Origin of the sequence: Paenibacillus agaridevorans, assembly GCF_018604145.1 — a bacterium.
GTDB classification, from domain to species: domain Bacteria; phylum Bacillota; class Bacilli; order Paenibacillales; family Paenibacillaceae; genus Pristimantibacillus; species Pristimantibacillus agaridevorans.
Genome location: NZ_CP075889.1, coordinates 1,804,097 through 1,828,095 on the forward strand (window position 1 = coordinate 1,804,097; position 23,999 = coordinate 1,828,095).

Sequence of the window (23,999 nt, forward strand, 5' to 3'; positions counted from 1 at the left end):
GGATCCATCAAGCCGAAGGGAAAGCCGCTGTCATTGGGCGACTTTCTCCCGGCTTGAGAGCGCTTAGCGATAGGAGTCGCATGGAAGGAGGGGAGACGACATGCCAGAGGAGGAAGCAGCGGCGCCTAGAACGCTGAAGCAGGGAAAAACATTTCTCACCGTGATGTCCGTCGTTTTGATCCTATTTGTATATATTCTGTTTGCCGTCCATGGAATGGATGCTGTGACGCAATAGTAAGGAAAGGCGGAATCGGCATGTCCCTGAATGCAGATCTGTTTATCGTTTTTTTCGGCATGCTGTTCGTCTACTATCTTATGATGTATATATGGTCGTTCAGAGCGTTCAAGACGCCCGAGCCCGATCTGGACAAATTAGGTTTCGTGTTGCTAGTGCCGGCATTAAATGAGGCGTTGGTAATCGGCGAAACCTGCGCCAAGATGTCCTTGCTGAAGGCTCGCCTGCATGTTGTCATTATTGACGATGGCTCGGACGACGGCACGGGAGATGTTGTTCGGCCATACGTAGGTGACCGCATTCATTTGTTGCAGCGCAAAGTGCCTGATGCCCGTCAGGGCAAAGGTATGGCGCTGAATATGGCGTATGTGTGGGTACAATCGCAATTGGGGGAATGGTTTCCGGATTTGGGAGACGACAGGATCATTATTGGAGTGACGGATTCGGACGTTTATTTGAGGCAAAGTGTACTCCGCGAGGTTGCCGCGACGTTTCAGTCATCCGCCGATATCGGAGCGGTTCAAGCTCCGGTATCGATCAAGGGGGCCGACGAGAATCTGTGGCTGCTGATGCAAGATATAGAGTTTCAAGCCTTCTTCCACCTCATTCAAAAAGCGCGCAATTGGATTTCCTCGGTGGCTATGGGCGGCAACGGGCAGTTCACGCGGTATCAATCGATGAAATTGCTAGGCGATCGTCCATGGAGCCGCGCGTTAACGGAAGACATTGATCTGGGGATAGCGCTGCTTGGCCAAGGGCAGCGGATATGCTTTACCGGGAGAACGCCTGTTGTTCAGCATGGCTTAACCAGCTTCGCCCGACTATTGAAGCAGCGTTCTCGCTGGGTTCAAGGCCACTATCAAGTGTGGGGGCGGATCGGAGCGCTTTGGCGCAGCGATAGCCGGCTGATCACCAAGCTGGATACGTCATTATATTTGTTGATGATTATAACTCCGATTATACTGGCCGCAGACTACGCATTAGGCGCAGCCGCCTTATTGGGATGGGTGAACGTACACAGTATGTGGATGGGATCATTGGCCCGATACGGGTCAGGGGTTCCGATGGCCATTCAACTGGTGATGGCGTTTTCGATACAGCTAATATTTTTGCCGACATACAGTCGAATTTCCAGAATGAAGCTGCCCTGGTACGTCACGCCAGGGTTAATGGTTACGTTCGCCGTATACGCGTCATCCATCTGGATATTGGCATCCATGATCGCTTTCTACAGAATGGCGACAGGGAAGTGGGGATGGATCAAGACAGAGCGCGAACAAGTGTCTACAGATGTTGTCAGCTAAGAAGAGGGCGGCGACTTCCCCCGGTGGGACGTCGCCGCCTGTTTGATATGCAGAAGCCGTAAAGGCTGCGCCGTCAAAGGAAGACGTAGCTGTTAAACCTTGTCTATCTGCGTTCTATTGCGTCTGGCCCACCTCCTGTTGCTTCCGATAGTCCCCTGGCGTTATGCCTTCGATCTTCTTGAAGACGCGTATAAGCTGCTGAGCGTTGTTGTAGCCAACTTCCTCGGCAATCTGCCCGATAACCAGGTTGGTGTCGCGGAGCATCGCCTTAACCTTCTCGACACGGAAACGTGTGATGTAATCAATAAAGTTTTCCCCTTGTATCTCCTTGAATACGAGACTGAGCGTCGGCGTGCTAATCTGGAGTTGATCCGCTACCTGCTTCAGGCTCAGGTCGGTACGATAGGTTTGTTCAATGATTCGTAATGCCGAAGCGACCATATCTTGTTTACGTCGATTTTTTCGATTTCCAATATATTGGGCTGCAATAGCGATCACTTCGTTCTTGAGCCAGCCTCGGACTGTTTGTTGATTATCCAGCGCCATAAATTCAGCAAACGGATTTCGCGCAGCGAATATCGGCTGCAGGTCTTCTTCGAAGTCTTGCAGCACTCGAACAATCGAAACCAGCAATTGTAGATAAAAGGTTTTGGTTATATGCGGCGACACTTGGCGCTGAGCGAGATAGCTCGCAAAATGCTCAAAGCTGTGCTCCGCCAACTTGGCATCGCCTGACCGTATAGCGTCGATCATTCGTTCTTCCTCTTCAGCGGGGTAGTTGAACGCTCGGTTCGACAATGCATCCCCATTCTGATGACTGGAAAGAGTGGCATCCCCTGATTTCATCCAGTTGTGCTGTAACAAGCTCATCGCGTCATAATAGGAGGACGATATGTCGCTGAATTGCCTTACGGCAGCGCCAATGCCTATCGTCATCGTTTGCTTCAGATAGATCCGGATCTGCTCGCGCAAATGATCGGCAATGGACACGATATCGTTAGTCTCCCACTGATCGGGCAAATTCAGGATGGCAAGCACGTTTTTGCGTGTAACCATAACTTCAGCGCGCACCTTCTCCTTCAACAGCTCATCCATCATCTGTCCGGCTGCGAACAGAAACAGCGGCTCGTCGGCGACTGCGAAGCGTGCTTCGGGTGGCGGCTCGTCCATCTCGCATATGAATACGATGAAATTGGGATGCTCGAAGAAGGGTTCGACGCTTGAATATTGCGGAGCAAGCTTCTTCGCTGTTGCCGTATGATCCAGCAGCACCGAAAACAGGAAGTAGGTTTTCAACAGAGGCAAATGCTCTTGCCAACGGATATTTGCTTCCTGTACCTCTTCAATGAGATTCGATACGCCTCGCTCAATGCCATCGATATTATGTTGCATAAGCGATGGCACTGATGTATTAATGTGCGGGGTATTCCTGAACAGCGCGTTTGCGATTCGTCGCAGATTGCCCTGCAGCTGCTTGATGCCGAGCAGCGACAGCATAAAGGCGAGTGCTGCAAGGACGCCAGTAATGAGCAGAATCATTACTTTAATGTCATTGACCGGTGCGAACAAGCGGTCCATAGGCGATACCGCGGCGAAGATCCAGCCATTGCCCGCTTTCGAAAAGGCTAACCGATAGTTATTGCCGTCATATCGCATCTCGCTTGCTTGGGTATTGTCGCTCAAGCGGAGATAAGAATCGAAAACAAGCTGGCTTGCATCGTCTTTCAGCGCAGGTATATGTCCGCTCTGGAGGATGATGTTTCCATCGGGCGCGAACAAAATCACGTTGCCATTTTCCGTAATCGGCAGCTTCTGAATCACCTGAGCCAGTTTGGCCGTGCTAGTGTTGGCAATCAGCGCTGCCCGATGCTCGGAAGAGAATAGCGGGGTAAAGCGGATATACGTAATCCACTTGTGATTGCCGGATTCGGAGTTGTTCTGCAGTCGCCCCGGTATCCAGAAGTTGTTCCTGGACTGCTGCGCGCCTTGCTCGACGAAGGGCAACCAGCCCAGATCGGTAATGGATCCGCTTCCGACATCCGTGACAAGCGCGGAGCTGATAACGGTCTTCTGCGCAAAGTGATAATAATAGATGGATTCCAGCACGTCATGGGACGAGGTCATGGCTGCAAGATCATTACGCATGATATTGGATGACTGTTTTGCTCCAAGCGATGTCTGCGTGCCGATATTGCTTAATTCCACAACATTGGATTGAATCGCGAACTGGTTGATGTTTTGTTCAATTTGGGTAATGGTCAGATTCAGATGCTCCTGAGCTTGCTGCAGAGAGAAACGGGACAACTGGTCGATGTTTGATTTAATGAGATTGGCTCCCATGATGTAAGCAATGGTGCCGAACCCCACTACGGGAATAATGGTCAGGACGAGCAGCAGCAGCAGCAACTTCTGATTGATATATTGTTGAATTCGAAATAAAACCCGCAACAATGCTCCCCCTTATCTCTGTGATTCTTGTAATCGTAGGGTCTTATTATTCCATCGTAAGAGAAACGGCGTTCCATTTCAATTCTCATTAATTTGTCTCGCGAGTCAGCGAAGCCGCGCAATGGCCCGCTTCCCCTGCAAAACAACGATTCTCCTGTACTTCTGCGCGCCAAATAAATGAACATTGAGTTGGTTTTTCCTTTCGATTTATGCTGTAAGGGGAAATGTTCGAAGAACGGAATGGCAGTGTCAAATCGGGAGGGAATGTTATGTCAGCCACATACTACGATCAGGAAGGCCAACGCCTGCGCAGTCGACATTTTAATGCACTTGTAACCGAATATACGATTCATCGTTTCAATGACCATGGCGAATGGCTGACGCAGGAGGAGGACAGTCAGTGGAAGGTCGCGTATTCGCCTTCGCTGTATCACCGACTTTGTTATGCCGCTGCATATCTGGATTCTAAGCTCCCGGAACAGATCGCCAAGGCAAATGTGATTATTCGAACATCCGCGTATGAGCGATGCCAATTCTCGCCTCTGAACGCTCTTCAATTGCTTGTCAGGAATCGAACGCGATTAGAACCAGCAACGATACATCATCTTTACGGATATTTGGATACCGTCTGGGATCACTTTCTGGATGATGGGATGGACTTCGTTGGTGTGAATGACAATTTCCCTTGTATAGGCACCGCCATCCTGCTTGTGGGCGGGGAACTGCTGCAAAGGCCGGACTTGTACGAGAAGGGCAAGGTGCGACTGGGACAGTTGAAACGGCTGTTGCAGCGTAGAGGGGTGACCAGCGAATTTTCCAGTCCTACCTATACGCCGCTACAGGTGCTGGCCATGGCCGAAATTGCGGAATTGATCCAAGACGAAGAGATGCGGCAGCTAGCGCTTTCATGCGAGGAACGTATGTGGGTTGAGGTGCTGGGAAGGTACCACAAGGAAACTTCTCAGATGGCGGGGCCGTATTCGCGCGCATATACAGTGAACTCTGACGGCCACTCGCATCATGCCAGAGATATTTTGTATGCGGTGCTTGGCGACGCGTTGCCTGTTAATCCTCTGAATACGCTGTTTAGTTCCCCTAATGGACAAGAAGGGGAAGTGATTCACGGCTGGCCGTTTTATATGCAGGCTCTGTCGGCATGGCAGATAGATACACAATATCATTGTCCGGCTTACCTGGTGGAATGGGCACTGAACCGCACTTATCCGTTCAGCTTCATCGCCACGACGGAGTTCAGCTCATCGACGGGGGCGCCGCCTTCCGGCATGGAGCGCTCGGGAGAGCGGAAGGATTATATCGATGAATACGCAGCGGGATCAGGCGTTGTCTCGACGTATATGACCGAGGATTACGCCCTTGGTGTATCCTCGCATGAATTTCATAATGGCGTGCAGACCGATTCCTTCCACCTGCTGTATCGGAAGAGTCGGCCCGCCCTGCATCAGAGCGCTATTCGCACGGTATATTGCAGATACATTGTCAATGACAGGAAGCCGGATGCAAGAGAGGTGCTGCTGGAGGATGAAGGCCGGAAGATTGGCGTGCAGCATAAGAGCAGCGCGATGCTCCTGTACCGGCCAAAGCTGGAGAAGGCGGAGCAGATAAGCTCGCTTAAACTAACGCTTTGTTACTCCGGGAGTGTCGACGAAATATGGGTGGGAAGTTGCAGAGTCGAAGGCGAGGGACAGCGAGTCGAGTATGCCGACTCGCTTACAGTATTCGTTCGAGATGCCGATGTGTTTATGGCGTATCTGCCGCTGCTTGGCGCCCATGATGACCAGAGCTTCGGCCAAGCGGCGATTGAGGTAGATATGTCGGGCGCATACAAGCTGGTCTCCTTCTGTAATTACACGGGTCCTGAGCGGGACTTCGGGAGGCAGGAACTGCTGACAATGGCTAACGGGTTTGTTGTGGAAGTCGGGAGTGTGTCCGAGCACGGCAGCTTTGAGGCATTTCGCAAGCTGATGAAGGGAGCTTTGCTTGAAGACCGGTTCTATTCCAATGTGCATACGAGAGGAACGCGAATTCGGCACACGAGCTACAGTCGGCCGGGCCTCAGTCTGGCTTGCGAATACAGTCCATCAACGGAAGGCATCAAATATATGGAGATTAATGGAAGGGTTCCTGTAGTTAAACCGCTCGCAACGAGCGGTTTGTCTTACAGCAGTCTTCCATTCATGAGCGAAACGGAGTGAAGGATATGAACATTGGCATCATCACGGAATTGCATGCAACCGACAATTGCTTCCGCCGAGTCAGTGAGCTAGGGCTGGACGTATGTCAGTTATGCGGCTGGGACATGAGTCTTGCCACACGGGAAATGGCGGAGCGGGTGCTGAGAGAGGCGGAGGAGCAGAATGTCCGTATATGCGCGTTCTGGGCAGGTGTCCCAGGAAGGCTGGTATGGGACTTCGCCGAGGGACCAACCACGCTAGGTATTGTTCCAGAAGCCGTAAGGGCGGAACGGGTGGCGGCGTTGAAGCGGTGGGCAGACTTCGCCAACTGGATTGGCGTGCCGGCGATTATTACGCATTGCGGCTTCATACCGGAGAATATGACCGATCCTCAATATGAGGAAGTAGTGGCAGCCATTCGAGAAGTGGCTCAGTATTGTGCGCAACTGGGGCTGGAATTCTGGTTCGAGACCGGACAGGAAACGCCTGTTGTTCTGTTAAGGACGATCGATCGAGTGGGAACGGGGAATTTGGGTGTCAATCTGGACCCGGCCAATCTTATTATGTACGGCAAGGGGAACCCTGTGGACGCGCTGGGTGTCATTGGCAAGTACGTTCGGAATATTCATGTGAAGGATGGCATGTATCCGACAAGCGGCGACGCTCTCGGGGCTGAAGTGGCCCCAGGCCAGGGGCAGGTCGATTTTCCACAGTTTCTCTCCGGGTTGAAGCAACTCGGATTCAAAGGCGAATTTATTATTGAACGAGAAATAACGGGAGAGCAGCAGAAAGCGGATATTCGTCAAACAATTACCGATTTGCAGCAATGGTGGGCGATGTAACGCCTGGAAGGGGTTCCATGATGGAGAAGATCAAGGTTGGGCTGCTGGGCTTCGGGGGGATCGGCCAGGCGCATTATCAACATTATCAGTTGTTGGAGAAGGAAGGTTCCCCCATACAATTACAGGCGATTTGCGATGCGAATCTGGAGCAAGTGAAACGTGTTATAGGCGGGGAGCATCGTGAATACGATCTTTATACGAAGCTAACGGACATGCTGCGGGATGATACTCTGGATTATATCGATATTTGCTTGCCTACGTATCTGCACGCTGAAGCTTCCATTGAAGCCCTGCGGCACAACAAACATGTATTCTGCGAAAAACCGATGGCCTTGAACAGTACGGAATGCCAGGCAATGATCAAAGCGGCTGAAGACAACAATCGATTATTAATGATTGCGCAATGCTTGCGATTTATGACGTATTATCGCTACTTGAAGGACTGTGTCGCAAGCGGACGATTGGGGAAGGTCATATCCGCCGATTTCTTCCGAGGCGCTAACCCGCCGCTTTATTCGGCGAATAGATGGATGCTTGACGAACGTCTCAGCGGAGGCGGATTGCTGGATCTGCACATTCATGATGTCGATATGATCTACTGGCTGTTCGGTCGGCCGGAGTGGGTGTCTGCTGTAGGACAAAATGTCTATGAGGGCAGCGGATACGATGTGGTGTCGGCTCATTTCGGCTATGGGGATCAGAAGGTCATACATGCTGCTTCAGACTGGTCGCTTGAAGGCGATTACGAGTTCCAAATGACGTTCAGAGTAAATTTCGAACGGGGCAACCTCGTATTAACGAATGAGGGCTTGAAGGAAAACTTGCGCGATGGCGGCAGTTTTATCCCGGATCTGGATGATAGAAGCGGCATATACGGCGAAATCAAATATTTTGCGGATGTCATTAGACGTAGTGCATTGATTGAAACGGTGCCGCTTGCCGACTCGCTGTCGGTTATTCAACTCATCGAAAGCGAACGGGCATCGATCGAACAGAACGGCGCCAAGATCAAGCCGGGCTGGAACTGATATGGAGCTCATCCCGATCAGTTCGCTTGCCAAACTATTTCCTGACGAGGAGCATTCTGAACGGCCATATACGCGCGCATCCGCGCTTATTAATGAAACCTTTGCGTTCCAGGTCGCTTATCGCTCCGACTTCCTTCTCCAATCGGTCTTCGTGCGAATAGAATCGCCTCTTGAGAACAGCATCACAGTTCGAAGAGTCGGATTGGCGCCATCCGAATTGCCGCTCCGACTTCATGAGAATAGGGAGGGGAGAACGCTTCGAACAACTCCTGGCTTGTATCCCGATCCGTTGCTGCCGCTAAAAAACGGCGTATTTGACATCCCTCCTCGACAATGGAGAGCGTTGTGGGTAACGGTGGATCCTGTTGTCGGAGTCAGTCCAGGCCTATATCCTATTCGTATCGTACTGGAAACCGCTGCAGAGGTAGAAGCAGGCGAGGTATCCTTTGAACTGATCATATCCAGTCTTTTATGGACGGAGAAGTGAAGCCGCTCTGGACTTATTATTGCATGGCGCAGGAGGGAGAGGTGTCCAATCGCTTCTTCTGTTTCCCGTCCGCACGCAATCGGATTATCGGTGTGCAATTGTACAAGCATAATATCGATGGTTTCCTGCATTGGGGTTACAACTTCTGGTACACGCAATATTCGGGCAAGCCTATTGATCCATTCCTCGTCACAGACGCAGGCCTTGCCTTTCCTTCCGGAGATGCGTTCCTCGTCTATCTCGGCGCGGAAGGGGCGATTGAATCGATCCGCATGGAAGTTCTCTATGAAGGGTTACAGGATCTGCGGGCGCTGAGACTGCTTGAACGTTTGAGCGGCAGTGAAGCGACGCTTCAGTTGCTGGAAGAAGGGACGGCGTCGCCCATTACGTTCTCGGATTATCCGCGAGAGGCCGAATGGCTGCTGCAAGTGCGGGAGCGCGTCAATAGGGCGATTGCAAGAGCAACGGAGTAACAGCAAGACTTCATAAATATTGAATTACAGAGGCGAAGAATATGTCCAGAACTATAGAACATATAAAGGAAAAAGTTATCGATGCTACATTAAGAATGCCGCTCCGTGAATGGAACTGGAGTGAGGGAGTAGCGCTGTATGGTTTGACTGCGTTATGGGAGAGGGATCGTCAGGACCGTATTGACGTGTATCTTCAAGCTTGGTACGAGGATCAATTGAAGGGCGAGATCCCTAACACGATTAATGCTACGGCGCCGTGGGCTGCTTTGTTGAAGCTCAAGGGAGCGCGCGACGAGGCTAATGAGTACGATCCAAGACTTCGGGAGCGTGTCGAATATTTGCTGCGCCACTCGCGTCGACTGAAGAATGGCGCTTATGAACATACGTTGATGGAGACAACCTTCAATAATCAAATGTGGGTAGATACTTTATTCATGGCAGGATTATTCCTTACTGAAGCCGGTCTGCGGCTTCGGAATGAAGAGGCGATAAAGGAAGGACTTAGACAGTTCAAGGTACATGTTGAAGCATTGCAGCAAGATAATGGACTCTTCTATCACGGCTGGGATGAAGGCAGGGGAACTGTCATCGGTTGCATGTGGGCGCGCGGCAACGCCTGGGCTGCTGTTGTAGCCATAGAATTATTGCGAATTGTTCCGCATACGTATGTTGCTGAACGGCAGGCGATCATTGAGGTGTTGAACAAGCAACTGAAGAGTCTGCAAGCTTATCAGGATGTATCCGGCTTGTGGACGAAGGTAATAACGGAACCAGATACCTATACGGAAAGCTCGGCGGCGGCAGGGATTGCCTATGCTGTGCTAAGGGGAATTCGAGATGGGGTGATCGATCCTTCATTCGTCGATATGGGGCTTAGGGCGTTCCGCTCCGTATGTGCGCTAGTGGATTATGACGGTGTGCTGCGCTGCGTATCCAGCGGCACGGCGGTGCAGAGCCATCCTGACGAATATCATGTCATTGCGCGAGATCGTATGGAAGGTTACGGGCAAGGACTGTTGCTGCTGATGTTATCCGAGGCAGGAGAAGATATGAAGAGCTAAGAGAGGTCGCCGCGAGGCGATCTTTCTTGTCTTAGGGACAGGGGTGGTCCGCCTAAAAGAGTCTCATATTTCTGTCCAATCGACGTATTACTCAGTATAGAAGGGATTGTGTCGCGCTAAAACGCAATTTTATGCTGGGAATACGACGATAAGTCATGATTGTTTTAGGGGATCGTCCCGCATGAGGGAGGCGGTTCATCTCATAAATCAGTAAAATATAAGGTCAGAGCGTTATCTCCAGGTACCCGATTTGAGCCTCGAAATGAACAGGTCAGTAGAAGGCTTTTTTAGGTCATTTATGCTATCCGATGACGTTTTGAGGAGGATGAACGCTTGAAGGCAGATTTGTTGAGATACAGTATGCAGATTGCGATGCTCAGACAGTTACTGAACTTATCTTTGATAAGTGAACAGGAGTTTAATTCGATAAAGAACCTTATAATGCGAGAATATGGAGTCTGTTCAGACCTTACTTCTAAATAGATATTCGTCAAGTCTTAATGACTGTCAGAAAAAAGTATAGAAGTCCAGATCCGCACCTTTGTCGAAATCGCCTGAATTGATTACGCTAATGGCGTAGATTATAAATCAGGGGAGGAAGTGGTCCTGTGCCTGTAGTTAGGATTACGAAAATGAAGATTGAAATCTCTTTTCTAATGATACCCTAGCATTGGGATTTTGAAAAAAAACAATAACATCATGTCATTGAAAATAACAAAAAAATAACGAAAATTCCAGTTGAATCTGAAAGAAACTGAAACAAACGGCAAGTCAAGAAGTTAAATAACCAGTTTTTAAAGGCAAAATGAAAGAGGATGAAAGAAATTGAAAGTGGATGAGGTATGGGCGGCATAATGTAAATAGGGGAAAGGTAAGGGAAACTTTAGTTAATGATCTAGGAGCAGACTGTCTGAGTGGCAGCTGCTATTTTTCATAAGCAAAGGGAAGGAGGATTAGAAGATCCTCATATAAACGTCGGGAACTAAGCTTACAGCTTTTATAGAGCTTTGATTATTATTGACCGAGACCCAGATATCTTCGTTAAAAGTATATGCATGTACCGCTTGCAGTCGAAGGTATATTCTTAAAGAAGGAGCTTAAGTTGACCAAGACTCATATATAGCTGCTCCTTGTCCTTTATAAGGTGCTTATTAAATGAGTACTCGTGTGTATAAAATGTGTATAAAAAATCTAAAACCTATGATATTCTTATGCATTCTCACTAGCATCTCGAAATAACAAAAATCCCCGCGATCCCAGTAATATCAAGGGATCGCGGGGATTTCTCTATTTATCAAATTCATTCTTATGCAACGTAATAGCGTCCCAGGAGGGATTCGAGCCAGTCAGATACTATTAATGTCAAAAAAATGAATTAATAAACTGAGGTTGATTCATTAAGCAATTGATCAGGATAGCACTCTGACAAAGAAGGCAGTCGGGTTCCCTGAGTACACACGTTGCGTTCTTCAGGGAATTCGATATTCATTTTACTTGCTCAGGAATCAAATATAAGTTGCAGTGTGGGATTTTATCTTAATACTTTGCAGCTTATGACAAAAGGGCGGGAGCCAGACCCACAGAGAAGTTACTCTGCAGCTCTTTTATTACTTTGAACAGGTTGTGTTGGGAAAAATCTATTCCTTAGATATTCGATTAAAGTAGCTAGAACAATGAGGTCATATGCTTTAGAAACTATAATTTGACCCCATTGAATGAACTTTAACTCGTAATCATTACTTAAGAGTTTTAACGTAGTACTTACAGTTGTTGTTCCATCAAGAATTGGCATTGCATAGTGTATAGAAAAAGTGAAACTAAATATTTTAGTCATATATGATAGGGCGTCTATACCCGTAAAACTGATGATGTTTTTAAAGTCTAAAGTCAAATAATAAAATAACGTATAAACAAGATCCGGTAAAGATAAAAAAACAAAGAGTGAGAAAGCAAAGTTTAAAGTGGAATATTTACTATTATCCTTTTTGAGTTTACCGAAAAAGATACGAAAGTAGTCAAACAAAAAATAAGTAATAATACCATGACAGGAGAGTATCACGAAGAATGATTGCACCGATGTAGCGGATGTAATTATTGCGAGGGCACTGTTTGGAAGTTGTACATTTGACCAAGCCGATAAACTAAACATAAATATGAAGATTGGTAAAGTAATAATTAGTAAGAGTATTAGAGATCTCCAAACTAAGAAAATCACTTGAGAGAAACTATGTTTGTAATTTCTGACGATCTCTAAATTTGTCCACTTAATAAAACGCATTGTTAAGATGTGTATAATAACGAGTGCTGAGGTAATAATCGCAACCAAACTGAGTGCTGCAAAAAAATAAAACTCAAATAATATTCCTAGTATCCATCCGTAGATGATCAAATTAATCAGATGATAAATTTGTTTCTGGGCAAAAGCATGGATTAAGAATGAAAGCAAGAATATTAAGGAGACAGCTTGTATGTCTAGCTTACTTGCGCCAAAAAATGTAGAGGCAACAAGAAAAACCAAACTTATGATTAGCATCCAGTGAGGTTTCTTATATTTCTCCAAAAAACGTGAATACCATTTGTTTTGCATAATGTCTCTCCAGTTTAGTGATTAAATGGCATACTACTCTGAACTCTTGATCTTCCAATGTATCTCCAACCGATAACTATCCATTCCATTTTTCAACTTATGTCCGGAATAATTTTGATCCCATTCCATAAGAAATACCTTCAATTTCGTGATTTGGTAGCTACTATTTTATCGTTTAGTAGGGAATGTAAGTAGTACCTAGATAAAAAGATAGCGTAGTGAAGAGGCATGAAGCTAATATCTTTACATCTGTTGAATATCTAGAAAATGTTTTAAAAAAACCGCCGCTCAATTCTGTATAGTATTTGTACCCTTACAAACTTTATGGAAGGTAATACGGTCTCATGAACAATCGTACAATGTAAACACCTATTCTGCAATCATTCATCTCTCAAGAAGAGCCCCCTGTAAGATGTTAATACAGCGAGAATTTATCGGGAAACGTTTGTATAATGTGATCTAGGAGAAGTTTGCCGCCACAGTAGCAATGGCTCCTTTATTGGGAGTAAGGTTTGTTTTGACATTCTGTATATAATATGAGGCAATCCCCCTCGAGCCCCTGTCCCAATCTAATTATTATTAAGCTTTTAACTTTTGAATAAATTGGGTTGCTTTATCAATGGCCAAAACTATTGGGTTACTGATTCTTAACCTTTAATACAACTTGACAGTATTTAAGATTGCATTGTGTACCTTTTGTGTAGTGGATTTATAAAGCCTATGATTTTCTTATGCATTCTAAAGCCAAATCACTAAACATTAGAAATCCCCGCGAACCCATTAAGATAAAGGGTTCGCAGGGATTTCTCTATTCATCAAATTCATTCATATGGAACGTAATGGCATCCCAGGAGGGGGTTGAATCATTCCCAACCTGGCCAACACCTCTAAAATCCAATGTTACAGATAGATTCTTTATAGTAACTGAAAGGCCAGCCATAAAACTAAAGAAAGGCATTAAAGCTGGTGGTGCCTTTACCGTCCGATACGACAAGAGGGGGAGACATTGGGAGACTGATAGGAAGAAAGGCCACTAGTTAAAATCGACATCTTCCCTGATCAATCACGCACGAGCTCTCAGAAGCAGTTCTAAGGCTGTTTAATAAGTATTGCCGACCTAAAACCCCAACCCTTATTTAAGATTGCTCTAAATCAACTTTCCAGCGACCAGTATTGCAGTAAGAACTGTTCAATAACCTCCACATAAATTCCCAGGTAGAAAAGACAACGAATGTTATAAAGGACAAGATGACAACTTTGCAACTTTATAAACACTTCATCCCGGAGTAATACAAAACGAGTTGCTCCAAAAGTAGTAGGTCGTTTAATAATTAGTCAACTCGATTAGTAAAAGCTGTGGAAGAGTTTTATTGAATTACATTCAAGGTGAAGGTGAAGTTCTGAGCTTATTAAAAAGTGAGTGTCGAATAGGTTTTAAATAGGTGTTTATTTTTTTGATTTTTTCTATGCATTAACTGCGTCTACCCACGAATTTTATTAGCCCTACTTAGCCCCAATATTAGCCCCAAATCAATGCTTTTATATGCATTATCCTGCGTAGTTCGAAAATGCAAGAAACCCCAGAATTCCCTTGTAACAAGGGAGTTCTGGGGTTTATGCGATACTTCGTTGCAAAGTCCGTCTATTAACGGCTGTAACACTTGACGAAGAGAAAGGTCTCAAGTTTGTTAGTTATTAGTCGTGGAACGCGAACAGTAGGTTACCTTAGAAAAAGATCTTCCGATCCTGTTCCTCTTTCAAAATTTCCACAGCTTCCCTAAAGCGTAGCGAATGAACAATTTCGCGTTCACGTAAAAATTTGAGACTGTCCTGCAAGTCTACGTCATCCGTCAAGTCGATCAGCCACTGATAGGTGGCCCTAGCTTTCTCTTCGGCTGCTATATCCTCGTACAGATCTGCAATGGGATCTCCTTTGGCTTGAATATATGATGCCGTCCATGGTACACCAGCGGCGTTTGTGTAGAAAAGTGCGCTGTCGTGTGCAGCGTAATGGGCGCCAAGTCCAGCCGCCTTTAACTGATCCGGAGTCGCATCCTTTGTCAGCTTATAAATCATCGTTGCTATCATTTCTAAATGAGAAAATTCCTCCGTCGCGATATCCGTCAGTAGTCCAATGACTTTATCTGGTATGGTGTATCGTTGATTTAAATATCGAAGCGCTGCTGCAAGCTCGCCATCAGCTCCTCCGTATTGTTCCATCAAAAATTTTGCCATAAGCGGATCGCACTTGCTTACCCTGACCGGATATTGAAGCTTCTTCTCATAGACAAACATGCCCGAAATTCCCCGCTTTCGACATTAGAATCTCAACGCAGCTCCGCATATTGGGTTTACTGCGTTAAGGTGTCATTATCCGCAATACTTACCCAGGTATAAAGTAAGTTCTTTCAACATGAGGGCCCAGGACTGAAAATCATCTAGCGGTGTAATTTCAACTCGAAAACTCTCCCGAGAATCCTTGATTTAACTAATTGCAGAGAGTCGTTTTTTTAACATCTAACTATGATGTACCAATTCTTCTGTCCCAATATCCGTTAGAAGTCCAATCACTTTGTCCGGTATCGTGTAACGCTGGTTCAAGTAACGCAACGCTGCAGCAAGCTCGCCATCGGCACCGCCATATTGCTCCATCAGAAATTTGGCCATAAGCGGATCGCATTTGCTCACTCTTACGGGATATTGAAGTTTCTTCTCATAGGCCCACATCGGTTGACTTCTCCTCGCTTTCCCATTGGACTTCTAACTCGTTTGCAGCCGGCATGCGAGTTCTGGCATTTCCCTGCTATCAGACTATCATCGTCCATGCTCCGCGCGGCTCTACACTTGCCAAGGCCAAGGAGCTTCTTTCCATTGCCACGGGGTTTTGGACATGCTGTGACCGAAGTTCATGAGCGGTCCGTATGCCGCTTCGTATTGTGCGGCTATTCTTTTGCGAAGCTCCGCATATTGGTTGAATTGGGCGATTGCAGCTTCGTCCCCGGGATGCGTATCAAGGTACAGATTTAATTCGACCAATACGAAGTCGACAGCCTGCAGATCGTGCAACAGCTTGTGATAGGCTTCATCAAGCATTGTCTCAGCCATTTACATATCGCCTCCCGTTACCCGCGTAGGAGAAGAAGGATCTGGATATGGGGCAAATAAGGCCGGCCATAACGTCCCGTACTTCAAAGCATCGTAGGCGGAGAATTGGGGCAGATTGGGGGGCTGAAAGGTAATAAATAATTGCGGCGGCACATTGTAGCTTTTTTCTCTTATTGGAGGACAGGGATCATGTGGTCCGACAAATGGGCGATAGGTTCGGAATTGATCGCTCGCATTCATAGCTATGCTCCTTTCCAAATCGTTCCTTGCCCAACTATATGACGAACGGCTTGGGCGTTATGCAAAGTTAAGCAAGTTTTTATTTCTGACTAGAAAACTAGCATTTCGAATAGAAAAAAACGAGATTAGCAGGATTTTCCTCGCTTACCGTCGAAACTTGCAGAGACATATTTGCGAAAACGGGGGAGATTGAGCGTTGAAACTGAGAAATGCATTATTGGGTGGCGCTGCAGCCATTCTGTTGTTGTCGGGTGCGGAAAATGTCGCATTTGCCTCTACTGTCAAGACTGGTTCAACACTCAATGCAAGTCAGGTTGGCGGGAAACAGGCTAAGGTTGCACATATCATCGCTGTAACAAACCTGCGCAAGGGGCCGGGAATGGATTACAAAATCGTGGCTAAGGCGCAGCCTGGAGACAGCTTTGCCATAGAAGGCAGCGATGGCGACTGGTATAAGGTGGGACTTCCCGGAGGAGGCAAAGCCTACATCGCGAATTGGGTCGTGGAGACGGATGCGGAGGAGCAAGTCGCAATCGAGGGACCCGGTGAAGGGCAACAAACCGACAACGGTCCGAAGGCGACTGTGATTCAAATCCTGGGAGTCACCAATTTGCGAAGCGGGCCCGGGATGGATTACAGCGTCGTCGCCAAAGCGCAAAGCGGCGAAACGTTCCGAATCGATGGCTCGGAAGGGGAATGGTATCGCATCGTTTTGACGAACGGCGGACAAGCGTATGTTGCCAAGTGGGTAGTTCAAACGGAGGAAGTGCCGGATAGCGACAGCAGGGTATATATCTACCATACTCATAATCGCGAATCATGGAAAAACGTTGCACGCAGCACCGCCGGCGGCGCGTACGATGACAAAGAAGTAAATATTACGCTGGTCGGCAAACATATGGCTTCCGCCCTGAAGCAGAGAGGCATTCCAACCATCTCGGAGAATGCGGATATTGCCGCAAGGTTAACGGAGCAAAAGCTGAACTATTCGCAATCATACGCGGAATCAGGCAAAGCTGTAGCTAATGCGATCAGCTCCCATGCTTCCTTGTCGTATTTTCTGGATATCCATCGGGATGCGGATTTGCCTCGCAGCACAACAGCCGTAACGATCGGTAAGAAGACATACGCTCGCGTTATGTTTGTGATTGGCATGGCCAATCCCAACTACAAGGAAAACAAAAAGCTTGCGGATGCTTTACACACATTGCTGAATAAAAAATATCCCGGCCTATCCAGGGGAGTGTTGCTCAAAGGCTCGAGCAACGGCAATGGCGAATACAACCAGTCGGTATCGAGCGGCAGCCTGCTTCTTGAATTCGGAGGCGTCAATAATACGCTTCAGGAAAATTTGAGCACGGCCGAAGCGTTTGCAGAGGTGTTTGCGGACTATTTAAAGCAGAAGAAATAAGTTGATTTGAAGTTCGGACAAGTGGGGAATACTGGGCTGCTGGATGAGCAAGCGAAAAACGTTTACAAGAAGGCGCTGGTACGCTTCGTCAAAAAATAAATACATGCAAAAGGACTCTCCGAGGAGAGTCCTTTTGCATGTATTTAATTATGGATAGCCTAACAATATGGCTGGCTACTCCGTTTAACAACTCAGCTGTCTGTAAGCTCGAATTTGATATAGCGTTGTTCATAAAATGTTCAGTTTCATGCTATAGAATTACGTCATATCAAGGAATTATGAAATAGCGGCAATCCGGCAACAATATAAATGTCGAACAATAATGATTGTTCGACTTTAAATGAGTCGATATACCTATTATTTTATCCATTATAAACCAACTCTTCGGTCATAACAATACATTTTTCATCATATTTTGCATGCTTTCTGCCACAAAATCTGTTGCGCTTTTTTTCATTAGGTCCACAGTATGCAAATATCGTTGCGTCGTGTTGATTTGTGCATGGCCAAGCGTTTGCTGAACTTGTTGGAGCGAGGCGCCGTTCAGGAGCGCCAAAGTTGCGTTCGTATGTCTAAACCAATGCGGCGTCACTTTTTTTGCAATACCACATTCTCGGCAGGTTTGATGGACAATCCGTTCTACTTGGCGGCTTGTTATAGCAAATACCCGGTTGTTGCGCTCCCTGCTTACGTTACTGGTCCGCAGGCATAGTCGAATGGCAGGGTCGTTATGCAATTTCCATAGTGCCTCCGGTATCTTCACTTGCCTCGTTTTTCCGCCCTTTCCATTAACTATCGTCAACCATGCGTTGCTTTCCGTAATATCAGTATGAAAATCGCTCCATTTCATCTGCACCAGCTCCGAAACGCGCAATCCCAATATGACCATATACAAAACCATCATCCATTCCCTCGTGTTCTTGCGGCTTAAATACGACAACAAATTCATAAGTTCTCGCTGGGTCAAAAAATGGTTCTCGCTCGTCACTTGAACTTTCGGCAAACGAATGCAAGAAGCAGGATTATGTTCGAATATCCCTATGTTGACGTTGCTCCCCCACTTGTAGAACGAGCGCAGAGGAGAAATCAAGGTAGCGATAGCAGAAGCCGTCAGAGGCTTATTCGCAGTGGTGCCGTGCTGCAAGACTGTCTTGTACCGTTCCAAATCATGCCAGGTTACCTCGGCAAATGACTTTGCACCAATGAACGTTCGGAAATTGTTAAGCGCTCTCTCGTAGTTGCGGATCGTATTGGGTCGGTGATAACCAGCTAGAAAGCTTTGAACGATAAGCTCTTCGCTCATTAAGGGAGCATCTCTTGAAACCCGATGTTTTTTGGTTACAGTATTCATGACATTCCATTCTCCTCTCGGCTTGACTTCGAACAATCATTATTGTTCGACCTTCTATGTTCAAGCGATCATGCCGCTATGTACACAGGAACAGGATGTGATCATATTTTGGCGGATCCAATACCAACCGAGCTGTTTGCCTTGGCCATGCGTCAGGACGCCGTTACGTTCGCACATGGCATGCGCGTAGGAATGCACGGCAGGGAAATGGCCAAAGCGCTGGGGATGTCCAAAGAAGAGATAAATCATTTCACGATGGCGTGTTGCTTGCACGATATCGGAAAAGTGCTTCTCCCGCACGAACTGCTTGCGAAGAAGCTACCTCTCGAAGCGGACGAGATGGCGCTCATTCGAGAGCATCCCGTATTAGGCGCCGAGTTGTTGACAAGTGTATTAGGTAGTCGTGCTCCTGATTTACTTACCATTGTTCGGTCCCATCACGAACGTTGGGATGGAACCGGTTATCCGGATGGTTTATATGGCACGGCAATTCCAAAATGGGCGCGAATGTGCGCGGTACTTGACTCCTATGACGCGATGACCAGGCAACGTTCTTATAACCGCGTGAAGACGGACGCCCAAGCTCGAGACGAGCTATGGAGACAACGCGGAAGGCAATTCGACAGCTTCTTCGTCGAACTTTTCCTGGATATGTCGCCAAGCTCCATTACAACGACTTAGCAATACAGAACAACGATTTGAAAAGGCGGGATAGGAATGAAATCAACTACTGCTTACGCACTTCAACCGGGACAAACGCTTGCCGTTCCGGTGTTAAATCAAAACGGCATTATTATGTTAGGCGCAGGTACCCGGTTAACAGAGAAATATATCGAACGGCTGCTCCACATGAAAATCAAGGAAGTTTACGTCGAGGAAGATGTCTCTGGACAAGTCGAGATTGAAAAATCGAACCTCCTGAACTCGGCTCTAATTCCATACGATCAGCATATGCACGAACAAAGTCGGCTCGACTCCAAGGCTTTCGTGGAGGAGTCGATGTCGGAGCTGAAAACCAATTCGACATTACGCAGGAGGGTGTCCGTGCCCGTGCTTGGCGATCGATTTTTTCGCATCTATCAAAGCATCATTGGCGAGTTGGCCAAAGTTGAGTTCATTAAGGACAGCCTGGCGTTAATGCACCGGAAAGATCCCTCACTGCTCGAACATGCGCTAAACGTAGCGACGTTGTCTGCCATTATCGGATTCGCAAATAAATACAGCGAAAAGAGATTATACGAACTGACCGCCGCGGCATTGCTGTACGATATCGGAATGGTCAGTCTTCCCAAAGGGCTATTGACCAAAAGGGGCAAACTTACGGTTTTAGAGAGAAAAAGAATCGAAAACCATACCATCGAAGGTTATCGAATGCTCATCAACCGGACCGATATTCCAGATACGGCGGCTATTTGCGCCTTGCAGCATCACGAACGTTACGACGGATCAGGGTATCCTTACCGGAGCAAATACCCCGATATCCATGAGTTTGCCGAGATCGTGGCGATCGCGGACATCTACGATGCGCTGGTATCGGAGCGACACCATCGGCATTCCTATGCGCGCGGTAACGCCATTGAATATCTACTGGGATCCGGCAACAGATTGTTTAATCTATCTCTTGTTAAATTGTTCGTTGGCCACATATCCATTTATCCAATCGGCAGCAAAGTATTGCTCAACAGCGGCCAGGTGGCGGTCATTACATCTGTGGACTCCTCCTTTGTTCAACGTCCGATTGTAAGAATCATTCGAGAAAGCGATGGCAGCAGGGTCACCTCTCCTTACGAAATAGATTTGAAGGTTCAGCTTGAAATGGTGATCGTGAATGCAATCGTGTGAAGATGACAGATAACAGGTAACGACAAAAGACCGTTCCGAAATGGAACGGTCGTTTTCTCAAGCTGTCATTAATCTCGTTGATGAATCCGGTCATGTTCGGCGGCTCAGCCGCCATGGGATAATAACCTTTAGGCCTGAAGCTTTGCGTCCCCGTCTTTCGAACGGGTTTGCCAGTATCGTATGAGTGGTCTGTACACCAGGAACATTATACCTATAAAAAGTGGAACATACAAGACTTTAGTAGGAAAGACTAAAGAATCATATGAGCAAAAATACCTTTATTGCCCGAATCCAAGCAGTCTGGGCTGGCGCAAAATGCCGCTGTCCGTAAACTCGAGGGCAGCGACTCGGCAAGGAAAAGGCGCGCCAAGCCAGAGGACGTCTGACTTGAGCATGCCAGGGGTCAGTTTCTCGAACGGGCAGTCGCCAGGATGCTGTTCGGCGAACTGCGCCAACAGCGACTTGGATGCTTGGTCAAGTCCCGATACGTGTCCGATATAGCGGCCCTCGTAGCTGAGTACTAGGCTGGCGATTAGACCGTTATTGCGTTTTAAACCGACAACATTAGCGACAAGTCGAATCTCTTTTCGTTTTTTGAACCAATCCTCGTGATGCTTGCCTGCAGAGTATGGACTGTCGAGCCGCTTCGATACGACACCTTCCCATCCTTTTTCGTTGACCCAGTCCCATAAAGCATTGCCGTCCGTATACAACTCCGAAACGAACAGCCGCTTCTGCGGGTCTGGGAATTTGGCCGAGAGTCTGGCGAACCGTTCCCTGAGCGTCAGCTCCCGAAGGTCCTTGCCATCCGCATGAAGAAGATCGAAGAGCACGTAGATCATATTTTCCTTATTGTACCGGGAACGTCCCATCAACTTGCCTCGCTGAAAGTTCGGTCTGTTTCCGTCGAAATACACAATTTCGCCATCCAGCAGGCATGGACCGATCCGCAACGGCTCGAGCAACGCGATGATTTCCGGGAAAATCTCGTTTTTGAGCTGGAGCCGTTTCGAGAAAAGCTTAACGCCGCCTATCCCGTCCAATTTGGCCAATGTACGAACTCCATCCCATTTCAACTGGTATACCCATTCTGGTCCTTCGGGGATGATGGGTGAAACGATAGGCGACATGGGCACCTTGGGGAGAGGAATGTCGCTTAGTGTCACGAAGCGGTTCCTTTTTTAGCTTTGTCCGCCGCCTTCGTTTTGCTTTTTGTTTTAACGGGTTTGTCCGTCGCCTTGCCGGAATCTGCAGGAATCTTGACGGCATCAAGACTTGCCTGCAAAGCAGCCATGAGATCGACGACATTGCTGCCTTTGTCAGCAGGAGCGGCTACGATATCCAGGCTCTTGCCGCTTATTTTGTGTTCGATTGCCTCCAGTAGGGCGGCGCGGTAATCATCCGTATATTTGTCAGGCGCGAAAGGTTCCGAGAGCTGCTCGATGAGAAGCTTTGCGATTTGCAGCTCCTTGTCGTTAACCGAAGTCGACTCCGGCAGATTAGGGACGTTCGCGATCGGCCTTATTTCGTCCGGGAAGTGCATCGTCTCCAGGCACAGACAATTGTCAACAACGCGAATGGCGGCCAGACTGCTTTTGCTCCGGATGGAGATCTTGGCGATGCCGATCTTGCCCGTCTGCTTAATGGCTTCCAGCAGCAAGCCGTAGGCGCTGCCTCCCGCCATATCGGGCGCAAGATAATACGGCTTGACGAAGTAGATGGGGTCGATGTCGGAGAGATCGACGAAATCCAGAATTTGAATAACTCGCGCGGAATCCGGCTTAAGCGCGTCGATCTCTTCTTCGCTGAACAGAACGAACTTGCCCCGTTCGTATTCGAAGCCTTTGGAGAGCTCTTCGGGCTCGACATCCTGGTTGCAATGCGCGCATCGGCGCGTTTGCGAGATGGGGGTGCCGCAGGCTTTGTGAATCGTACGGAAACGAATGTCTTTGTCTTCGGTAGCGGTGAACATTTTGACGGGAACGTGGACAAGTCCAAAGCTGATCGCGCCTTTCCAGACCGTATGCATGAATGAATCCTCCCTTGATGCGTTGTCGTTACGGATAGGATAACCACAAGGTGACAAGGCAATGCTTTTTCTGCGAAAAGAGGAGCAACATGGCTTACCGATCTCACATACCCGACAGAGACTAGACAAGTTTTCTTGCTCGAATGGGAGAAGGGGAATTTGAACAAAATAATGTGTACACAATTGCCAAACATTCGGCAACGCGACGAAAATACGGATCTGGGATGGGATGAAAATTGAAAAAGAACAGCTGGTGTAACGGGTTGATCGGTATGATAAGCATTGTCTTACTGTGCGGATATGTACCGCAAGCCCATAACCGAAATTATTATGAGATGCGAGGCGAAGCCATGTGGGAGGTGGCAACGGACGAGCAGCTCATCGCATTTACATTCGACGACGGTCCCAATGCAAACATGACGCCGCTGATTTTGGACTTATTAAAGGAATATGAGGCCAAAGCGACCTTCTTTGTCGTAGGCAACCGTATCGACAAAAATGTCGATATTATAAGGCGGCAAGCCGATGAAGGGCATGAAGTGGCCAATCATACTTTCAGCCATGTGTTCTTTAACGGGAATCAATCTCTTCAAGCCATCGATAACGAAATTTTGCAAACCAAACATAAAATCGAAGAAGTGACGGGGCAGGATTCCCCCTGGTTCCGCCCGCCGGGAGGATACATCAACGACACCGTCATTTCCTCTGCCCGCAAACATGGCTATACCGTCACGTTATGGTCGTGGCATCAGGATACAAATGATTGGCGTTCTCCCGGTGTAGACGCTATTGTCAAAAAGGTGTTGAACAATGCGCATAACGGTGACATCGTCCTCATGCATGACAACGTGCGGGGTTCGACTCAAACCTACCGCGCCCTCAAGATCATTTTGCCCGAGCTGAAGGCCCGCGGTTTCCGCTTTGTGACGATATCTGATCTTGTAAAGTCCAAACGTTCGAACGAGGCGCATCAGGGGGATGTGGGGGAATAGGATTGTTGACAACAATCGATTGGTATACGGAATCCGGCCTGAAAATGGGGTCGGATTTTTTGTGTTTCTAGTGATAACGGCAAGCACAAAGCCTCGTTAAACGAAGCTTTCATATGCTAATTTGGAGTAATTAGGAGGTGAGGCGGGTGGATAACCATCCAAAGAAAAAAAAGACCATGAAGTTACTTAGGCGACAAAAAAGGGGGCGGATGGAGCAACAGGTGCAGATGGAGCAACAGGTGCAGATGGAGCAGCGGGTGCAACTGGATCGCCTGGAGCACTTTCTAATGCAATTCCTTATGTTGATGCCGCAGACGGTAGCGTAGTTGCATTTTCGAGTGCGATTTCTCTAATCAACTTACCTGCTGGCGT

At 47.6% G+C, this 23,999-nt stretch carries 21 protein-coding genes, 1 pseudogene and 1 riboswitch; of the genes and pseudogenes, 13 read left to right on the plus strand and 9 right to left on the minus strand.

The window, feature by feature from the left end; genetic code table 11:
• Positions 1–100: 100 nt before the first annotated feature.
• Together KJW29_RS36455 and KJW29_RS07195 are read left to right on the plus strand one after the other, a co-directional pair.
• Positions 101–235: a hypothetical protein gene (locus tag KJW29_RS36455; RefSeq protein WP_281426339.1), complete on the plus strand. Its 135-nt coding sequence runs from the start codon at positions 101–103 to the stop codon at positions 233–235.
• A 20-nt stretch (positions 236–255) separates the two neighbouring features.
• Positions 256–1,539: a glycosyltransferase family 2 protein gene (locus tag KJW29_RS07195; RefSeq protein WP_214629265.1), complete on the plus strand. Its 1,284-nt coding sequence runs from the start codon at positions 256–258 to the stop codon at positions 1,537–1,539.
• A 114-nt stretch (positions 1,540–1,653) separates the two neighbouring features.
• Here the strand turns inward: KJW29_RS07195 and KJW29_RS07200 are convergent, their stop codons facing one another.
• Positions 1,654–3,987 carry an AraC family transcriptional regulator gene (locus KJW29_RS07200; RefSeq protein ID WP_214629266.1) on the minus strand — a complete coding sequence of 778 codons (2,334 nt, stop codon included), beginning with the start codon at positions 3,985–3,987 and terminating at the stop codon, positions 1,654–1,656.
• Between the two features lie 269 nt (positions 3,988–4,256).
• Between KJW29_RS07200 and KJW29_RS07205 the strand changes: the two genes are divergently transcribed.
• The 7 genes from KJW29_RS07205 (at position 4,257) to KJW29_RS36625 (ending at position 10,553) form a co-directional block, all read left to right on the plus strand.
• Positions 4,257–6,200 carry a DUF8769 domain-containing protein gene (locus KJW29_RS07205; RefSeq protein WP_214629267.1) on the plus strand — a complete coding sequence of 648 codons (1,944 nt, stop codon included), beginning with the start codon at positions 4,257–4,259 and terminating at the stop codon, positions 6,198–6,200.
• A 5-nt stretch (positions 6,201–6,205) separates the two neighbouring features.
• Positions 6,206–7,021: a sugar phosphate isomerase/epimerase family protein gene (locus tag KJW29_RS07210; RefSeq protein WP_214629268.1), complete on the plus strand. Its 816-nt coding sequence runs from the start codon at positions 6,206–6,208 to the stop codon at positions 7,019–7,021.
• Positions 7,022–7,038: 17 nt separating this feature from the next.
• The gene (locus tag KJW29_RS07215; protein WP_214629269.1) at positions 7,039–8,049 is read left to right on the plus strand and encodes a Gfo/Idh/MocA family protein; all 1,011 of its coding nucleotides are present in this window, start codon (positions 7,039–7,041) and stop codon (positions 8,047–8,049) included.
• Position 8,050: 1 nt separating this feature from the next.
• Complete coding sequence (locus KJW29_RS36005; RefSeq protein WP_246608627.1) at positions 8,051–8,536, plus strand: hypothetical protein; 486 nt, start codon at positions 8,051–8,053, stop codon at positions 8,534–8,536.
• A complete protein-coding gene (locus KJW29_RS36010) occupies positions 8,521–9,009 on the plus strand; it encodes a DUF4091 domain-containing protein (RefSeq protein WP_485020615.1) in 489 nt (162 codons plus the stop codon). The genes KJW29_RS36005 and KJW29_RS36010 overlap by 16 nt, the downstream gene beginning before the upstream one ends.
• A 41-nt stretch (positions 9,010–9,050) precedes the next feature.
• On the plus strand, positions 9,051–10,070 hold the full coding sequence (locus KJW29_RS07225; RefSeq protein WP_214629270.1) for a glycoside hydrolase family 88/105 protein: 1,020 nt from the start codon (positions 9,051–9,053) through the stop codon (positions 10,068–10,070).
• 360 nt (positions 10,071–10,430) lie between these two features.
• Positions 10,431–10,553, plus strand: a complete 123-nt coding sequence (locus KJW29_RS36625) for a conjugal transfer protein (protein ID WP_485020617.1) — start codon at positions 10,431–10,433, stop codon at positions 10,551–10,553.
• A 1,105-nt stretch (positions 10,554–11,658) separates the two neighbouring features.
• Here KJW29_RS36625 and KJW29_RS07230 read toward each other — a convergent pair.
• The 5 genes and pseudogenes from KJW29_RS07230 to KJW29_RS07250 form a co-directional block, all read right to left on the minus strand.
• Entirely contained in the window at positions 11,659–12,657 is a 999-nt protein-coding gene (locus KJW29_RS07230) for a hypothetical protein (protein WP_214629271.1), read from the minus strand.
• A 1,725-nt stretch (positions 12,658–14,382) separates the two neighbouring features.
• Complete coding sequence (locus tag KJW29_RS07235; protein WP_214629272.1) at positions 14,383–14,952, minus strand: manganese catalase family protein; 570 nt, start codon at positions 14,950–14,952, stop codon at positions 14,383–14,385.
• A gap of 231 nt (positions 14,953–15,183) precedes the next feature.
• Positions 15,184–15,384: pseudogene (locus KJW29_RS07240) on the minus strand (manganese catalase family protein); the annotation flags it as partial.
• Between the two features lie 111 nt (positions 15,385–15,495).
• Positions 15,496–15,762, minus strand: coding sequence for a spore coat protein CotJB (locus KJW29_RS07245; protein WP_214629273.1), 267 nt, complete (start codon positions 15,760–15,762; stop codon positions 15,496–15,498).
• Entirely contained in the window at positions 15,763–16,002 is a 240-nt protein-coding gene (locus tag KJW29_RS07250; protein ID WP_214629274.1) for a spore coat associated protein CotJA, read from the minus strand. It abuts the gene before it with no gap.
• Between the two features lie 196 nt (positions 16,003–16,198).
• Here KJW29_RS07250 and spoIIP point away from each other — a divergent pair, with 196 nt between their 5' ends.
• Positions 16,199–17,413: a stage II sporulation protein P gene (gene spoIIP / locus KJW29_RS07255; protein ID WP_214629275.1), complete on the plus strand. Its 1,215-nt coding sequence runs from the start codon at positions 16,199–16,201 to the stop codon at positions 17,411–17,413.
• A 388-nt stretch (positions 17,414–17,801) separates the two neighbouring features.
• Here the strand turns inward: spoIIP and KJW29_RS07260 are convergent, their stop codons facing one another.
• Complete coding sequence (locus tag KJW29_RS07260) at positions 17,802–18,764, minus strand: tyrosine-type recombinase/integrase (protein ID WP_087567836.1); 963 nt, start codon at positions 18,762–18,764, stop codon at positions 17,802–17,804.
• A 108-nt stretch (positions 18,765–18,872) separates the two neighbouring features.
• On the opposite strand from KJW29_RS07260, the gene KJW29_RS07265 reads away from it, so the two are divergent.
• Positions 18,873–19,445, plus strand: coding sequence for an HD-GYP domain-containing protein (locus tag KJW29_RS07265; protein ID WP_214629276.1), 573 nt, complete (start codon positions 18,873–18,875; stop codon positions 19,443–19,445).
• A gap of 36 nt (positions 19,446–19,481) precedes the next feature.
• Positions 19,482–20,606: an HD-GYP domain-containing protein gene (locus tag KJW29_RS07270; RefSeq protein ID WP_214629277.1), complete on the plus strand. Its 1,125-nt coding sequence runs from the start codon at positions 19,482–19,484 to the stop codon at positions 20,604–20,606.
• A gap of 95 nt (positions 20,607–20,701) precedes the next feature.
• Positions 20,702–20,788: riboswitch (cyclic di-GMP riboswitch) on the minus strand.
• A 96-nt stretch (positions 20,789–20,884) separates the two neighbouring features.
• Here KJW29_RS07270 and KJW29_RS07275 read toward each other — a convergent pair.
• Together KJW29_RS07275 and ku are read right to left on the minus strand one after the other, a co-directional pair.
• Positions 20,885–21,772, minus strand: coding sequence for an ATP-dependent DNA ligase (locus tag KJW29_RS07275; RefSeq protein WP_214629278.1), 888 nt, complete (start codon positions 21,770–21,772; stop codon positions 20,885–20,887).
• Positions 21,769–22,635, minus strand: a complete 867-nt coding sequence (gene ku / locus KJW29_RS07280) for a non-homologous end joining protein Ku (protein WP_214629279.1) — start codon at positions 22,633–22,635, stop codon at positions 21,769–21,771. Before ku ends, KJW29_RS07275 begins: the two co-directional genes overlap by 4 nt.
• 236 nt (positions 22,636–22,871) lie before the next feature.
• Between ku and KJW29_RS07285 the strand changes: the two genes are divergently transcribed.
• Positions 22,872–23,627, plus strand: a complete 756-nt coding sequence (locus tag KJW29_RS07285) for a polysaccharide deacetylase family protein (RefSeq protein ID WP_246608629.1) — start codon at positions 22,872–22,874, stop codon at positions 23,625–23,627.
• Positions 23,628–23,999: the final 372 nt, after the last annotated feature.

What these genes read in the sequence shown, in the direction of transcription:
- KJW29_RS36455 (WP_281426339.1), top strand. Translation starts at nt 101, where the DNA reads ATGCCAGAGGAGGAAGCAGCGGCGCCTAGAACGCTGAAGCAGGGAAAA.
- KJW29_RS07195 (WP_214629265.1), top strand. Translation starts at nt 256, where the DNA reads ATGTCCCTGAATGCAGATCTGTTTATCGTTTTTTTCGGCATGCTGTTC.
- KJW29_RS07205 (WP_214629267.1), top strand. Translation starts at nt 4,257, where the DNA reads ATGTCAGCCACATACTACGATCAGGAAGGCCAACGCCTGCGCAGTCGA.
- KJW29_RS07210 (WP_214629268.1), top strand. Translation starts at nt 6,206, where the DNA reads ATGAACATTGGCATCATCACGGAATTGCATGCAACCGACAATTGCTTC.
- KJW29_RS07215 (WP_214629269.1), top strand. Translation starts at nt 7,039, where the DNA reads ATGATGGAGAAGATCAAGGTTGGGCTGCTGGGCTTCGGGGGGATCGGC.
- KJW29_RS36005 (WP_246608627.1), top strand. Translation starts at nt 8,051, where the DNA reads ATGGAGCTCATCCCGATCAGTTCGCTTGCCAAACTATTTCCTGACGAG.
- KJW29_RS36010 (WP_485020615.1), top strand. Translation starts at nt 8,521, where the DNA reads ATGGACGGAGAAGTGAAGCCGCTCTGGACTTATTATTGCATGGCGCAG.
- KJW29_RS07225 (WP_214629270.1), top strand. Translation starts at nt 9,051, where the DNA reads ATGTCCAGAACTATAGAACATATAAAGGAAAAAGTTATCGATGCTACA.
- KJW29_RS36625 (WP_485020617.1), top strand. Translation starts at nt 10,431, where the DNA reads ATGCAGATTGCGATGCTCAGACAGTTACTGAACTTATCTTTGATAAGT.
- KJW29_RS07230 (WP_214629271.1), bottom strand. Translation starts at nt 12,657, where the DNA reads ATGCAAAACAAATGGTATTCACGTTTTTTGGAGAAATATAAGAAACCT.
- KJW29_RS07235 (WP_214629272.1), bottom strand. Translation starts at nt 14,952, where the DNA reads ATGTTTGTCTATGAGAAGAAGCTTCAATATCCGGTCAGGGTAAGCAAG.
- KJW29_RS07245 (WP_214629273.1), bottom strand. Translation starts at nt 15,762, where the DNA reads ATGGCTGAGACAATGCTTGATGAAGCCTATCACAAGCTGTTGCACGAT.
- KJW29_RS07250 (WP_214629274.1), bottom strand. Translation starts at nt 16,002, where the DNA reads ATGAATGCGAGCGATCAATTCCGAACCTATCGCCCATTTGTCGGACCA.
- KJW29_RS07260 (WP_087567836.1), bottom strand. Translation starts at nt 18,764, where the DNA reads ATGAATACTGTAACCAAAAAACATCGGGTTTCAAGAGATGCTCCCTTA.
- KJW29_RS07270 (WP_214629277.1), top strand. Translation starts at nt 19,482, where the DNA reads ATGAAATCAACTACTGCTTACGCACTTCAACCGGGACAAACGCTTGCC.
- ku (WP_214629279.1), bottom strand. Translation starts at nt 22,635, where the DNA reads ATGCATACGGTCTGGAAAGGCGCGATCAGCTTTGGACTTGTCCACGTT.